The sequence below is a fragment of the Pseudomonas sp. MSSRFD41 genome (assembly GCF_014230245.1).
Classification (GTDB): domain Bacteria; phylum Pseudomonadota; class Gammaproteobacteria; order Pseudomonadales; family Pseudomonadaceae; genus Aquipseudomonas; species Aquipseudomonas piscis.
Window position 1 is genome coordinate 1 of the sequence record NZ_JACKZK010000036.1, and the last position, 12,045, is coordinate 12,045.

At 59.9% G+C, this 12,045-nt stretch carries 19 protein-coding genes and 1 pseudogene; all 20 read right to left on the reverse strand.

Going from position 1 to position 12,045, the window contains the following annotated elements; genetic code table 11:
* Positions 1-662 (reverse strand): phage tail protein (locus tag H7A76_RS30020; RefSeq protein ID WP_185701863.1); only part of this gene is annotated, 662 nt, incomplete at its 3' end.
* Positions 659-1,360 carry a phage tail protein I gene (locus H7A76_RS30025; protein WP_185701864.1) on the reverse strand — a complete coding sequence of 234 codons (702 nt, stop codon included), beginning with the start codon at positions 1,358-1,360 and terminating at the stop codon, positions 659-661. The genes H7A76_RS30020 and H7A76_RS30025, both read right to left, overlap by 4 nt.
* Positions 1,360-2,271 carry a baseplate J/gp47 family protein gene (locus tag H7A76_RS30030; protein ID WP_185701865.1) on the reverse strand — a complete coding sequence of 304 codons (912 nt, stop codon included), beginning with the start codon at positions 2,269-2,271 and terminating at the stop codon, positions 1,360-1,362. The genes H7A76_RS30025 and H7A76_RS30030 overlap by 1 nt, the downstream gene beginning before the upstream one ends.
* Entirely contained in the window at positions 2,268-2,612 is a 345-nt protein-coding gene (locus tag H7A76_RS30035; protein ID WP_185701866.1) for a GPW/gp25 family protein, read from the reverse strand. Before H7A76_RS30035 ends, H7A76_RS30030 begins: the two co-directional genes overlap by 4 nt.
* A complete protein-coding gene (locus tag H7A76_RS30040; RefSeq protein WP_185701867.1) occupies positions 2,609-3,181 on the reverse strand; it encodes a phage baseplate assembly protein V in 573 nt (190 codons plus the stop codon). The genes H7A76_RS30035 and H7A76_RS30040 overlap by 4 nt, the downstream gene beginning before the upstream one ends.
* An 84-nt stretch (positions 3,182-3,265) precedes the next feature.
* Positions 3,266-4,378 (reverse strand): DUF262 domain-containing protein, encoded by a 1,113-nt coding sequence (locus H7A76_RS30045; protein ID WP_185701868.1) that lies wholly within the window; start codon positions 4,376-4,378, stop codon positions 3,266-3,268.
* 3 nt (positions 4,379-4,381) lie between these two features.
* A complete protein-coding gene (locus H7A76_RS30050) occupies positions 4,382-4,975 on the reverse strand; it encodes a hypothetical protein (RefSeq protein WP_185701869.1) in 594 nt (197 codons plus the stop codon).
* A gap of 192 nt (positions 4,976-5,167) precedes the next feature.
* Entirely contained in the window at positions 5,168-5,629 is a 462-nt protein-coding gene (locus tag H7A76_RS30055; RefSeq protein WP_185701870.1) for a phage virion morphogenesis protein, read from the reverse strand.
* Positions 5,622-6,074, reverse strand: a complete 453-nt coding sequence (locus tag H7A76_RS30060; protein ID WP_185701871.1) for a phage tail protein — start codon at positions 6,072-6,074, stop codon at positions 5,622-5,624. The genes H7A76_RS30055 and H7A76_RS30060 overlap by 8 nt, the downstream gene beginning before the upstream one ends.
* Positions 6,071-6,256, reverse strand: a pseudogene (gene lysC / locus H7A76_RS32525) (Rz1-like lysis system protein LysC); the annotation flags it as partial. The pseudogene lysC and the gene H7A76_RS30060, both read right to left, overlap by 4 nt.
* Positions 6,171-6,614, reverse strand: coding sequence for an Rz-like lysis system protein LysB (gene lysB / locus H7A76_RS30065; protein ID WP_185701872.1), 444 nt, complete (start codon positions 6,612-6,614; stop codon positions 6,171-6,173). The pseudogene lysC and the gene lysB, both read right to left, overlap by 86 nt.
* The gene (locus tag H7A76_RS30070; RefSeq protein WP_185701873.1) at positions 6,611-7,090 is read right to left on the reverse strand and encodes a hypothetical protein; all 480 of its coding nucleotides are present in this window, start codon (positions 7,088-7,090) and stop codon (positions 6,611-6,613) included. The genes lysB and H7A76_RS30070 overlap by 4 nt, the downstream gene beginning before the upstream one ends.
* Complete coding sequence (locus H7A76_RS30075; protein WP_185701874.1) at positions 7,087-7,293, reverse strand: hypothetical protein; 207 nt, start codon at positions 7,291-7,293, stop codon at positions 7,087-7,089. Before H7A76_RS30075 ends, H7A76_RS30070 begins: the two co-directional genes overlap by 4 nt.
* Complete coding sequence (locus tag H7A76_RS30080; protein ID WP_185701875.1) at positions 7,290-8,132, reverse strand: N-acetylmuramidase family protein; 843 nt, start codon at positions 8,130-8,132, stop codon at positions 7,290-7,292. Before H7A76_RS30080 ends, H7A76_RS30075 begins: the two co-directional genes overlap by 4 nt.
* Positions 8,129-8,452, reverse strand: a complete 324-nt coding sequence (locus tag H7A76_RS30085) for a phage holin, lambda family (RefSeq protein ID WP_185701876.1) — start codon at positions 8,450-8,452, stop codon at positions 8,129-8,131. The genes H7A76_RS30080 and H7A76_RS30085 overlap by 4 nt, the downstream gene beginning before the upstream one ends.
* A gap of 42 nt (positions 8,453-8,494) precedes the next feature.
* On the reverse strand, positions 8,495-8,707 hold the full coding sequence (locus H7A76_RS30090; RefSeq protein ID WP_185701877.1) for a tail protein X: 213 nt from the start codon (positions 8,705-8,707) through the stop codon (positions 8,495-8,497).
* The gene (locus H7A76_RS30095; RefSeq protein WP_185701878.1) at positions 8,707-9,168 is read right to left on the reverse strand and encodes a head completion/stabilization protein; all 462 of its coding nucleotides are present in this window, start codon (positions 9,166-9,168) and stop codon (positions 8,707-8,709) included. Before H7A76_RS30095 ends, H7A76_RS30090 begins: the two co-directional genes overlap by 1 nt.
* 115 nt (positions 9,169-9,283) lie before the next feature.
* A complete protein-coding gene (gene gpM / locus H7A76_RS30100; protein ID WP_185701879.1) occupies positions 9,284-9,988 on the reverse strand; it encodes a phage terminase small subunit in 705 nt (234 codons plus the stop codon).
* A 2-nt stretch (positions 9,989-9,990) separates the two neighbouring features.
* Complete coding sequence (locus H7A76_RS30105) at positions 9,991-11,010, reverse strand: phage major capsid protein, P2 family (RefSeq protein ID WP_185701880.1); 1,020 nt, start codon at positions 11,008-11,010, stop codon at positions 9,991-9,993.
* Positions 11,011-11,052: 42 nt separating this feature from the next.
* A complete protein-coding gene (locus H7A76_RS30110) occupies positions 11,053-11,898 on the reverse strand; it encodes a GPO family capsid scaffolding protein (RefSeq protein WP_185701881.1) in 846 nt (281 codons plus the stop codon).
* Between the last annotated feature and the right edge of the window lie 147 nt (positions 11,899-12,045).

Below are 12,045 nucleotides of genomic sequence, written 5' to 3' on the forward strand. Positions count from 1 at the left end.
CGCTTCCAGATCTCTGCCGTAACGTAGATTCCGTTGTCCTTCCCCTGAGCCTGGTCCTTCACCAGCACCCGTGAGCCGAGCGGCACCGGGACCCCGTCAATAGTCGGTGTGCCAGCCAATTGGATTGGCCCCGTGGTCGCCACCAGCACAGACGCCTTGGCGTCCTGCCGGTTGACCGCATCGGCAATGGAGTCATCGACATATTGCCGAGTGGCCAGCACCACCGCCGGATCGATTTTCAGCACCACGCTGGCCGCGCTGGAGACGATGAAGTTCATGCGCACGACCTGGGTCCGGCCAGAGCCCTGGGACATCAGCGGCTTGTAACTCGGCGCGCAGTTCGCCACTGCGACCAGGACCCCTTCCGCGTCATACAGGCCAATCTCACGAATCCACCAGCCGCCCTCGTCGGCCGGGATGATCTGTTCGGCGACGATGATGTTCGGGTTGGCCGGGTCAACCGACAGCTTGTTCAGCGGCCGGCGCCGGCGTTCGTTGATCAGCCGGGTTTGCGCCCGGTCAGGGATAGGGTCGGTGCCGTTGGCATCCCCCACCCCCATCTCGGTTAGCTTCCAGGGGATGCCCAGGGCATCGGCGTTGGCCTGCTTGGCCTCGCCGGCCGCCGTAAGAATGGCGAAGAACTGACTGTTCGGGTCGATCATGGGTAGGTGTCCAGTGTGTCGATTGAATGTTCACGCCCAGGGGCGCCGATGTAGCAAGTCAGGGCAATGGCCCCCAAGGTGGGCGGATAAACGTCGATGCTGTCAGTTGAGGACTCGTGGCCGGTGGTGCCCAGGACCCCGGTCGCGACGATGTCCCGCAGCACAGGCGGGTACACGTCGATTTCGTCCCCGTCCGTAAAGCCGGCAAAGATGTTGACCCCCCCGGTGGTCTCCAGGCTGATGGCCATTCCGGTCAGGTGTCGAGTGACGGGCCGGGCGTCATCCACAAGCCAGGTGAGCTCCTGGTACATCTCCTCGGTGATGCCGGTTTCGAGTACGCCGATCTTGATAGCGAAGGTGCCCGGAACGCCTTCTGGCACCGTTTGCCACCACTCCAGCACCTCGATCAGATAGCCCAGTGGCTCCACTACACGGCGCAGGGCGCCGATGGTGCCCTTGCGCGAATGGATGTAGTGCGACGAGCGAATCGCCGAGCGCTTGGCCGCCTCGGGCCATTTGCTGTCCCAGCGGTCGACAGAGAACGCCCAGGCCAGGTACGGCAGCAGCTCCACTGGGCAGGTGTCGGGGTTCCACAGCTGGCGCAGCGGAATTGGTACCCGCTGGATCTGTGCCAGGGCCAGGGCGGCCTGGCGCTCGAGCGCGGTCGCATTACTCGGCAGCAGGTGCCGGCCGGCCATCACTCGACACCCCGGGTCAGTTCGATGGCAGTGCAGTACGGCGCCTGCGAGCGGGTTGCGACGATATCGACCCAGTTATCGAGCAGCACCTTGCGCATGCCTTCGACGTGCAACGCGGCATGCACGGCCGATTCGGTGACTTCCATTCCTAGCCGCCGGCGCTGGTACACGTAGGCCTGCAGGCTTTTTTCCGCCGCGGCGAGGATTGGTTCCGCCTCAGGGCCGTTCGACAGCGGGTAGAGCTTGGCCTTGACCTTGTAACGCAGGATGGTGGCGCCCTGGACGATCAGGCGGTCGGCCACCGGGCGCCGGTCGTCGTCGCTCAGGTAGCGATTGACCGCGGCCAGCAGATCCGGGGGCGCAGTGCCGTCGTCGAGCAGGCTCTGCACGGTCACCACCGCCACGGCCGGCGATGGACTCTCGGCGGTGGCATCGGCGACACGACCATCGGCGGCCCGGGCGTGGAAGATGTAGCTGTTGCGTGGGCCGGCAGTGCTCAGGCCTTCCCAGGCCATCTGCGCGCGTTCGCGCAGGCTGTCGTCGCTTTCCATGATCCGCGGTTGAGGCGGTACCGCATTCGGTTTGGCCTCCTGCACCACCAGGCGCTTGACGTTGTAGTTGGCCGCCAGCTGTTCCAGGTCTGTGCCCTTGGCGGTGGCGAGCAGATTGGCGAGCGCGGCCTCGTTTACCCGTTGGCGCCAGACCATTTCCCGGTAGGCATTCTCCTGGAGCAGCTTGGCCAGGGGCTCCGAATCCATATCGAGGCGGGCGGCAATCTCGGGGCGCTCCTCGGCAGGCCACAGGCTGATGGCGTAGGCTTTGCGCTCGGCGAGGATCAACTCGTAATCGATCTGCTCGATGATCTCCGGCGGTGGGAGCTGGCTCAGGTCGATAGGGACGAAGGTGTTCATGCACTGGCCCCCAGCTGCAGGGTGACACTGAGGTTCAGCGGTTCGTTGCTATCGACCCGCCGGCATTCGATATCCAGCACGGACTGCCCCTGGAGGGTGGCGCCCAGGAACTGAACCCGGCTCAGGCTGATGCGCTGTTCCCAGCGCATCAGCGCCATCACGGTGGCCGCGTACACGCGCAGGCGGGTCTGGTCGTTGAACGGGTGGTCGACCAGCTCGGGCAGGAGGCTGCCGTACTCGCGGCGCATGACCCGGGTACCGAGGCGAGTGCTGAGGATGTCGCTGCACGATTGCTGAATGTGTTCCGAAATACTGATCGCGGCGCCGGTTTCTCGGTTCATTCCGGGGCTCCTGTCTTCGCACCACCGGGCAGCACGCCGCCATGCAGGTGCTTAACCAGGCTGATGCCGGCGGCGATCACGTCTTGCGACACGGTGACTTTGCCGGTGACGGTCTGGTTGCCGGTTTGGGTGTAGTCGCCCTGGTGAGTGATCGGGCCAACGATGGTGATGCCGCCTGTGCTGACCAGGTTGGTAGTGCCTCCGGCGACCAGGGTGGCGTTGAGGTGGTGGGCCACGCTGTCGTACTCGATCACCGTGCCATCGCTGTACGTGCGGCGATGCAGGCCGGCACGATTGCCGTTGGCCGGTGCGCTGTCGCTGAACAGGCCAGTCAGGACCACGGCGTTGCCGAGCTGGCCAGAGGGGCTGATCAGCAGGACCTGCTCGCCGGCGGTGGGCGGGTCCCATTCCCGGTCAGCGCCGGCACGCACGGCCAGCCAGGGCAGCCAGGTGGTGGTGAGCTCGCCAGTTTTCACCCGCACGCGCGGCGGGGTCATCTGCACAGCGGCGACGACGCCGAAGCGGACGAGGTTTTCAATCAGGCGGGCGAGGGTGGCTAGATCGTTCATGGCGCCGATGGTGGCGCCATGAGATGGGCTTTGCAGTTATAAGTGCTTGTAGATAAGTTTCTTACAATCTAGCGTTCGACTATATCAATTGTCGTCGTCTAATGAGTCAAAAAGACCTTCCTGCAAAGGAACGATTTTTGTGAGCGGTATTTGACTAACAGATAAGTCGAGTATTGGGTCTATTAACTGGCTCAATGCAATGTGTCTGCGCCTTCTGTTTCCAAGGTCAGAAGATGCTCTGATGGACTTTCCATAGTCATTAACCTGTTGTGAAAAATCAGATTCATCGGTGTCAGAACTGAGGTAGCTATTAATGGAGCTGGAAAATTCATCCAGTGCATTTCGAACTTGGAAGCGAGTGTCGTTTGAAAGTGGTAGTGAGTTTACATGTGATGCTAAATATAGGAAGAGTGAGTAAAAATCGGTTTTCTTTTTCCAGCGAGTGGATTTTATATCTGGTAGTAACTGTTCGAGTTCGAATATTACTGCCTGAAAAGTCGAGATTAACTCTTCTCTGTGTTCAAATTCTACTTCGTATTCTTGATAGAATTTGTCGATAGTTTCTTTTTTGTTCTGATGGCCGTGCAATACTGCAATGGCTAACTCGGAAACATACTCTGTATCCATCATGCGTCTTACATTTACTGGTGTGAAAATTCCAGTGGTATTCCAGTAGCTGTAATTGGATAGCTCTTGCATTGTCTGAATGAAAGGCCCCCAATAAGTTGCTTGGCGTAATTCTTGGGAATTGAGCGCTACAACGTTTTTATTCAGGCGTTGAAAAATCCCTCGGATATCATTGTCTGACATTTCTGGCAGGATCCTGACAATAAATGTATATCCGAATACTTTCTTTTTATCATCGGGTGAAAGATCGTCGAACTTCATACCGCCCCAAGTCGGAGACTCATCTTCCTTAATTGCGAATCTACCTTCAACAAATTCTAAACACGCTCTGGTTCTTTGTTGGCCGTCGATGATGATATGTCGCTCATTTCCTGTTTCATCAACAAACTCTTGCATATATATTTCAGGGACTGGATATCCATTTAGTATACTATCTATAAGATAACTTTTTTGGGGTAGGGTCCATACCGGATTTCTCTGGAAAGGCGGCTTCATTTGAAGGTCGCCACTATCATTTGCTTTTTTGAACCAGACAACAGTTCTGTTTGTGGTAGTGAGAAATTTAGACATTTTTTAAATCCTTTTTTCTATTTCAGAAGAGCGTAGGTTTGTCAGGTTGTTGACTTGATATGCTCTTAGGCTGTCAAAATCCTTGTATATTCTGGCTTTGATTGTTCGATTTTTAGTTGGTGCTTCTTTTGCCATTTCTTCTAGTGCAGATAGCCAGACTTTTCCAAATGGAAGGTAGGGAAGTATTTTGTCTGTAGCGATTGTGCCCCAGTATATATATCGCTCTACATGATCTCTTATTGATTGTTTTGCTGCTTGTGGTAATGAGTGTCTCTGAGCTCCAATATTTCTAAGGTATCGCCAAGATGTATTAAAGAAATACTCTGAAATTATTGCTACATCGATATCTGAGGAATCATCAAACTCTTTATAATTTTTGTTTGGGTTTAAGCTTATGCCAAAGGCTCCACTGCCAGTTATCAAGATTTCAGAAGCATCTACCTCAACTAGCTTTGCTAGTTTTTTTCTCCATTCTTCATAGCATTTTGCATCGCCATTAAATGGGAATGGAATTCTATTTATAATCCAAATGGATGCGATAATGTCCGGAGGTGAATTAACCAGCTCTTGCAGGAATAAGGCCCTGATTTTCTCCATGAACTTCCTGTTCCTATTTCAGATATAGTTTTTTATCCGGTGTTTTAATGCTTATATGGCTGGTTTTTTGCTGTTTGTAAGATTTGTGTAGGCGAGGCTAATCTAGCCAACGAGTGAAGAAAAGTCATCGACTAATTTTTCAGTGAGCGCTGATGAGAGAGCTTAGGGATGGCGGGAAATTGATGATTAGGCTCAACGAAACGTTGTTAAAGCACCCAGGAGCGAATTGCGAATGATCTCTAAGTCTTCTTCTGTAAAGCCTAGCACCTCTCGTTGGTTGTATTTGACCTCAGAGGAGCCCCGCTCGGCCCGGTCCTTCAAACCGTACTGATGCACACGCGCAATACGCGCTACACGTCCAGTAAATCCGACGCTGATCGCTCTGCCGTCGCCCTGAACCTTCAAGAAACTAGCGGTGCGCAGCCTTTGAAACATCTTCACCTTGCGCTTGATTCGGCCTTGCTTACCCCGCAGGTTCCGCTGTTTACGCGGGGCGTACTTGCTGCCGTCCGGGTTGCGCTGGGCGATGATCCGTTGTTGCTGACTGCGCCGCAGGGCCTGGCCGACGCTGCGGGCGAGCTTGTTTCGGGCGCTAGGATGCAGGCGTCCCAGCAGGCCAGCGGCCCAGTCTTCCAGGGCTTCGAGGTCAGCCATTCGGAACGATCCACTCGCCAAGGCCATCCGCCAGGTTGAGGTTGCGCTGCGGCTCGCCGGGGTGGCTGATGGTGACGGTGCCCGCATCATCGGTGCGTACGACGACGCGCTCGGTCAGTGGCAGGCTGAGGCTCATGTCGACCTTGCTCTTATCGAGCAGATCCGCCTCGAACTTGATGCCCTCGGCGGACTTGTCGAGGTTTTCCAACAGCTCGGACTGGTTCACGCGCAGCCAGGCCAGCAGCGGCACCATCACGGTGTCGGGGTGACCGGCGAAGTCGGTCAGGATCACTTGCAGTTCATAGCTGTACTCGAACGAGAGACTGGCGGCCGCGGTGCAACGGACCTTGCCGTTGTCGATGAAGATCAGCAGCCGATCAGGGTTGTGGCGCAGTTCCGGGACCTGGTTGAGCAGGTGCACACGTAGGCTCTCGGGTTTGTTCATGGCTTGGCCTGCTGGTAGCGGTAGATCATGTCGACCTGACCCGCGCATTCGGCCCAGGCGGCCTCGGCGGTGTCCTGGTCGTTCATCAGCTCGCCGTTACTGCTTGGACTGGTCGCCGGCAGGCTGCAGGGCACCACGGCCGGACAGCCACTGACGATAAGCGTCGGCTCCGGTGAGGGCGGGGCGCTCGCGCAGCCGGCGAGCAACATCAGGCAAAGGCTGGTCAGCCCAAGCGCGCAGATCAGCGTTTTCACGTTTCAGCCCCTCGATGGTGAGTTGTCGTTTGGCGAGCCCCTGGCGTAGCAGGTCCTGTTCCGTCCGCAGTCGGGCCTGGGCCTCGCGCTCGCCGGACAGGGCAGCCTCCAGGGCATTGGCTTTGCCCTCGCTGCGCCCGGCCGCGGCCAGCGCGTCTCGGGTGTCTTTCTCTGCCAGAGCCCGGTTCTTGTCGGCGACCTCGATGCGTTGTTGCTGGCCCCAGAGCACCAGCCCCATTACGCCGACCAGGGCCAGGCCCAGCAGGATCTGGCGGATGGTGCTCATCTGAGGAACTCACCCAGGATCAACCGGCGGTACTGTTCATCGGTGCAAGCCGCGCGGACCTCCTCGTAGTAGGCCTCATCGATTACCCCAGATGTCAGCAGATGGCGCTGATAGCTACCGCCGTTGAGCTCGATCAGTTGCAACAGCAGATCCGTTTCCGGGGTATCGATCCCCAGGTCGCGGACTCGGCTCGCCGTTGTTGCGTAGTACCCACCGTTGCGGACCTTGGTCGACTTGAGCCAGTCGAACTCGTCGTAGATCCAGATGGCTTGTTCCTGGTCGACGTCATCAGGAGGGGCCTGACGGTCTGAAAGTACGACGACCCCTGGCAGGTGCCCTAGCAAATCCTTCGCTTGTGGGGTGACGAAAATCACCGTCTCGCCCTGGGCGGTGAGCTCCTTTGCGAACTTCACCAGACGAGTGGTTTTCCCCGTCAGGCGACCGGAGATTTCGAGGTAGGCGACCTTCGCTGTCATGCGCGGTACCAGCCCAGCTTGTTCATGGCGGCCGGGTCCAGGCGTTCAACCGGCCCGCGGATCACAATTGCCCGACAGCCTGGGTCGACGAACTGCAGGGCCTCGGCCAACTGCTGCATGTCGTTGTGGGTAGTGTTCGCTGGAACGACCACCAGGTCGCCGTCTGCTATCTGGAGTTTGTGCACCGCTTCGAGATCGATCATGCCGAAACCTCCTGGCCACAGCCGCAGGCGCTGTGCCGTTCGTAGGCGCGCTGGAGCTTTGTGTCGTACAGATTGCGTTGATAGTTCGGCCCGTTGTACAGGCGTGCGAATTCGGCCCACTTGCGGGCTTTCAGGGCCTTGTGCAACGCCGGATCGGCTTCGATGAAGCGCACGAAGGCGTCGAACTGCTGGGACTCGCTCGCAGCCATCGCCGCGGCGAACTCCTGGACGCTGGCATAGCCCAGGCGCTTCCAGTGAAACCCCATGATCTGGAAGGCGCCCCAGGAGGCAGATTCCAGGGCCGCGGTGTCATCGATGAGGCGGGCCGCGGCCAGGCGCTGATATTCAGCGGTCCCGCCGGTGTAGCCACCGGCGCTGGGGTTGATGATCGCGGGGTATTGCGCGGCGAGCTCGTCGGCGTGGCGCTTCAGTTCTGCGACGTCATCCCCGGGGTGCCGAGGCGTGCAGAGCTGGCGGTACATGATGTGGCGCTCGAACAGGATCGTTGGCTTGTTGTTGGCGAAGAAGCCTTTGCCGTTTGATTCCACCTCGTTGACCGCGTAGACACTGGCGAGGGGCAGATCCAGGCGCTGGGCGGCGCTGACCAGGTCGGCGTTCTTCAGCAACTGGCTGCAATCGCCACCGGCCAGGCTTGTTTGGGTTTTCTCGCCGGCAATACCGTCCACCACCAGGCCGGCCTTGAGCTGGTAGGCGCGCACGGCTTTCTCGGTAGCGTCGCCGTAGTCGCCGTCCACCGCCAGGGTGGCGCCGTGGCTGTTGAGGTTCTTCTGCAGGGTGCGGACGGCCTGGGAGCGGTCGCCGTGGCGGAGTGTGGTCATAGCTGTTCTACCTTGCGGTTGAAAAACTTGCGGGCCGCGGCGCGGGTGCCTTCGACGCCGAGCAGGCCGATCACGCCACCGAAAAACGGTGCGGTGGACGCCGGGATACCGAGCAACGCCAGACCGTGGCTGCCTGCTAGGGCCAGGGCTCCGCAGAGCGGCGCCTCGATCAGCATGCGGCGCCAGGTGCCGCCGCCGTACATGACACGCAGGGCGGCGATGATCAGCGCAAGGATGCCGGAGTAAATGGCCGGCCAGTTCTGTTCGAGCCAGGCAGCGAGCCAGGCCCAGGTGTCGGGACGGTCAGGCATTCTGTTCATTCCAAGGTCCAGGGTGGGTGGGTACAAGGACACGGCTTAACTTCAGTCCCATAGGTTCACCATCTGCCGTTGTGGGGCGGTGGTTTGGGTGTCCGGCATCAGTACGGCGAGGCCCTGAGGCAGGATTGGCCCGCGGTCGGCCAGCCCGGGGTTCGCTTCAAGTACCGCCTCGGTGACGCCCGCCGTGCGGCCGTAGTGCCGCCAGCAGACGGCGTCGACCGTGTCGTTTTGCTGGGCGCGCAAGATCACGGCCATCAGATCAGGTCCACGGTGGTGCGCGGGGTAGCGAGAAAATCGCGGATCGCCCAGCGCAGGTCGCGGTGGTAGTCGTCGATGTTCGGGGCCAGTTCCTCGGCATTGCGGTTGCCGGCGTTGGTGCTGTCGTAGGAGCGGTACCGCTCACACACCTCGGCACCGACCCCGGCCTGGATGGCGCGGTGGTACAGGTGCACCTGGACCGATTCGCCGTTGACCTGCCGCGCTGGTACTTCGCGCAGCTCGTTATAGCCCTGGGACTGCTTGTTGAGCTGCCAGGCCTCCAGCTCGCGGTTGACGTTGATCGCGGTGTTGATCACCGCGGTTTCGAGCCGGGCAGGGGTGACGCTGCCGTCGATACGCAGCATGGCGCGCACCTGGTCGAGATCGATCGAGGGCCAGAATGGGTCGGTGTTGATATGGCCGCCAGGCGTGCTGCCGTTGGCTACGAATCCGCTCATGGTGCTGCGCTCAATAGGTCGCCGGTGGTCGGGGCTTCACGTTCAGGAGGAGCGGCCTGGCCGATCCACCCCGAGCCGGCGGGGTGCGTGGGGACGCTTGGTTAACTGCGGGCCGTCAAGAGGTGGGCGCAGCGTGTTTCTTGAGGAGGCGGTCGACGCGCTCCAGATCCTTTTTGCCACCGCAGTTGCTATGCAGCTCGATAGCCCGGGCCAGATGGCCGCGGGCTTGTTCGAGGGGCTTCAAGGCCTCTGCTGCGGGGGTATCCTCGGTGACCCGGGCCGAGTACGCCTTGCCGATGGCCAGGTGCAGCTTGGCCCGGGCCTGGTCCGGCATGTCTTCCTTGGCGGTGATCTGCTCGGTGCGCAGGAGCAGCTCCAGGTCGAAACTGCCGCCGGCTTTCTGGGCGTTGAGCGCGGCCTCGGTGATTTCCTCGGCGACGATGGTGCCGGTGGTGCGCTCGAAGCGGTCGGGCATGATCAACTGGTGCTCAATCACGTAGGCTGCGATGTCCAAGGCGCCTTTGAAGTCGCCGGCATCGATACGCCATACCATCAGCGTGGTGAGCACCTGGTCTTGAGCGCCTTTGCCTTCGGCCAACACGCCTTCGACATAGGGCTCGTACTCAGGCAGCAGTTGGCGTTTCAGCTCTGCCTTGCCCTCGTTGGACTGCACCTGTTTCAGCCGCAGGTAGTCCTGTTGCAGCTTGGCCAAGTGCAGTTCATAGACGCTTGCGCCTTCCATGGTGAGTTCGGGGCCAGCAGCGGCAGCAGCGGCGGCACTGGCCCGTTCGAAGTGGCGTTTTGCTGGGCTGCTGGCCATGGTTACTCGGCCTCCAGCTCGATGTTTTCGACTACACAACCGAGGCCGTAGTCTTCAACGACATAGGCGTCGTTGCTGGACTCGTAGTTGTCGACGCGGTTCTTGCCGGGGTTTTCCTGCACATAGCGGCGCCGGCCGCCGAGCTGGTAGTAGATCGCCAGGTTCTTGAGGCTGGTGATCAGCATGCTGCCATCCGGCACATACGGCACTTCCACTGGCTGCTTACCGCCCATGCGTTTTTGCGCAAGGATCATGTCGGTGGCCAGTTTCTCGGTCGCCGGCTGCTCCTTGTTGACCATCGGGAAATACTTGTCGTGTACCAGGCTGCTGCCGAGGATCACGATCAGGCCCGGGTCCTTGCGGTGCCATGGGTCGATCAGGTTGGCGATGGCATCGAAGACCAGGGCATCGAGGTTGTTGTAGTCGGCGCTGGCCCCTTTGCCGATCAGGATCTTGCCCGCGGCTTTACCGTCCTTGAGTACGCGCTTGTTAGCGTTGGTGCGGTATTGCTGGAGCCAGCCGATGTTGACGTCCTGCAGCAACGGGTTAGTGGCACGGTTGGTCGTGGCCGCTGCGCTTTTACCGTTGAAGCCGATCATGATCCGGTCAAGGGCCTGGCGCTGGAGGATCGCGTCGCGCAGCCGGGCCTGGAAGTCGGGGAACTTGGCCCAGGCGTCCAACTGCGAGTAACGGATCGCGGTGTCGAAGTCGGTCTGCTTACACTCGTAGCCCTGGTTGTCGAGGGCGGACACGTCGCGCGGCTGGCGCACGCCATCACCGGTGGTATCGGTGCGGCTGGCGATGGTGCTGCTAACCCCGATACCGATTTTTTCGCCCTTGAGTTCGTCAACGCCGAAGATGTTGATCATCTTCAGGAACTCGCTGGACTCCTGGATACGGGTTTCCAGCTTCTGCTGGACGCTCGGCTCCACCGCGAATTTCGCGGTGGCCGAGGACACGCCATTGAGCTTGGCCAGCTGGCTCATATAGGCGTTGAACAGTTCGCGGGTTTCGTTACGCATGTTGCTCTCCGGTAGTTCCTTGGCGGTGTGCTGTCCTTGGGGTCAGCAGTCGGTCAGGACCTGCTGATTGCCACCGGTTACCGGCGGGCGTTGGGTGTGTTGCTTGTCGGGGGTGGTGCTCAGCTGCTCCTGCAGGGCCGTCAGGTCCTTGGTCAGCTGGTCGACCTGGGTGGTGAGCTTGGTGACGCTGTCGGCCTGTTGCTTGACGGCCGTGGCCTGGTCGGCCGAGAACGTCACCAGTTGCTGCATGGCTTCGCCCAGGTCGGCGAACTTGGTAGCGTCCTTGCTCTCCTTGTCCTTGCCTTGGCCGAGGAGATCAGCCAGCGACTGTTTCAGCGCGGCGAACATGCCAGGCTGGTCGCTGACTTCCTCGAATTCGAATCGCGCCTCGATGGCTTCCGAGAACAGGTTTTCCTTGTCCTGCTTACGTCCGGCGAGGGTGCCGTGCTGGGCGCTGAACTGGAGCGCCTCGGTACCCAGGCTGGCCGGGCTGTCCGTTACCGCCAGGCCCACCAGGTAGGCTTTGCCGGTGTCGGCGAATTTCGGATTGACCTCGATAGAGGTGTAAATCTTCTGGCCGCGCTTGTTGAGGTCGATCAGGGTGGCGGTCGGCTCGATCTGGGCGAACAGCGCAAGCTTCTTCTTGCCGCTGATGTCCACCTCTTCGGCCTTGCAGGACAGCACATCGCCATAGGCGCCAAAGGTGGAGTCAGGACCCAGGCCACGGATGTGTTCGCAGTTGATCCGGGCGCCGTAGGTGTTCGGGCTGTACTGGGCGGCCATCTCCGTGATCCAGGCGCGCTCGAGGTTCCGGCCATCGGTGGTGGCGCCTTCCACGGCGATGCGGAACCACTTGGAGCGGAATTTCTTGGCGGCGGTGGTACTCATGACGGGCTGTCCTCGATGCGGTGGCGGTGGTGCCTTGCGTTGAGGGCATGTTGTTGAGCGCAGCCTCTCCGGGCAACGAGCCGCTGTTGTAGCTATGCGGCTTACAAGGGGCAGGGCGGGCGGCATTCGCGCGCGGGCGGCAGCATC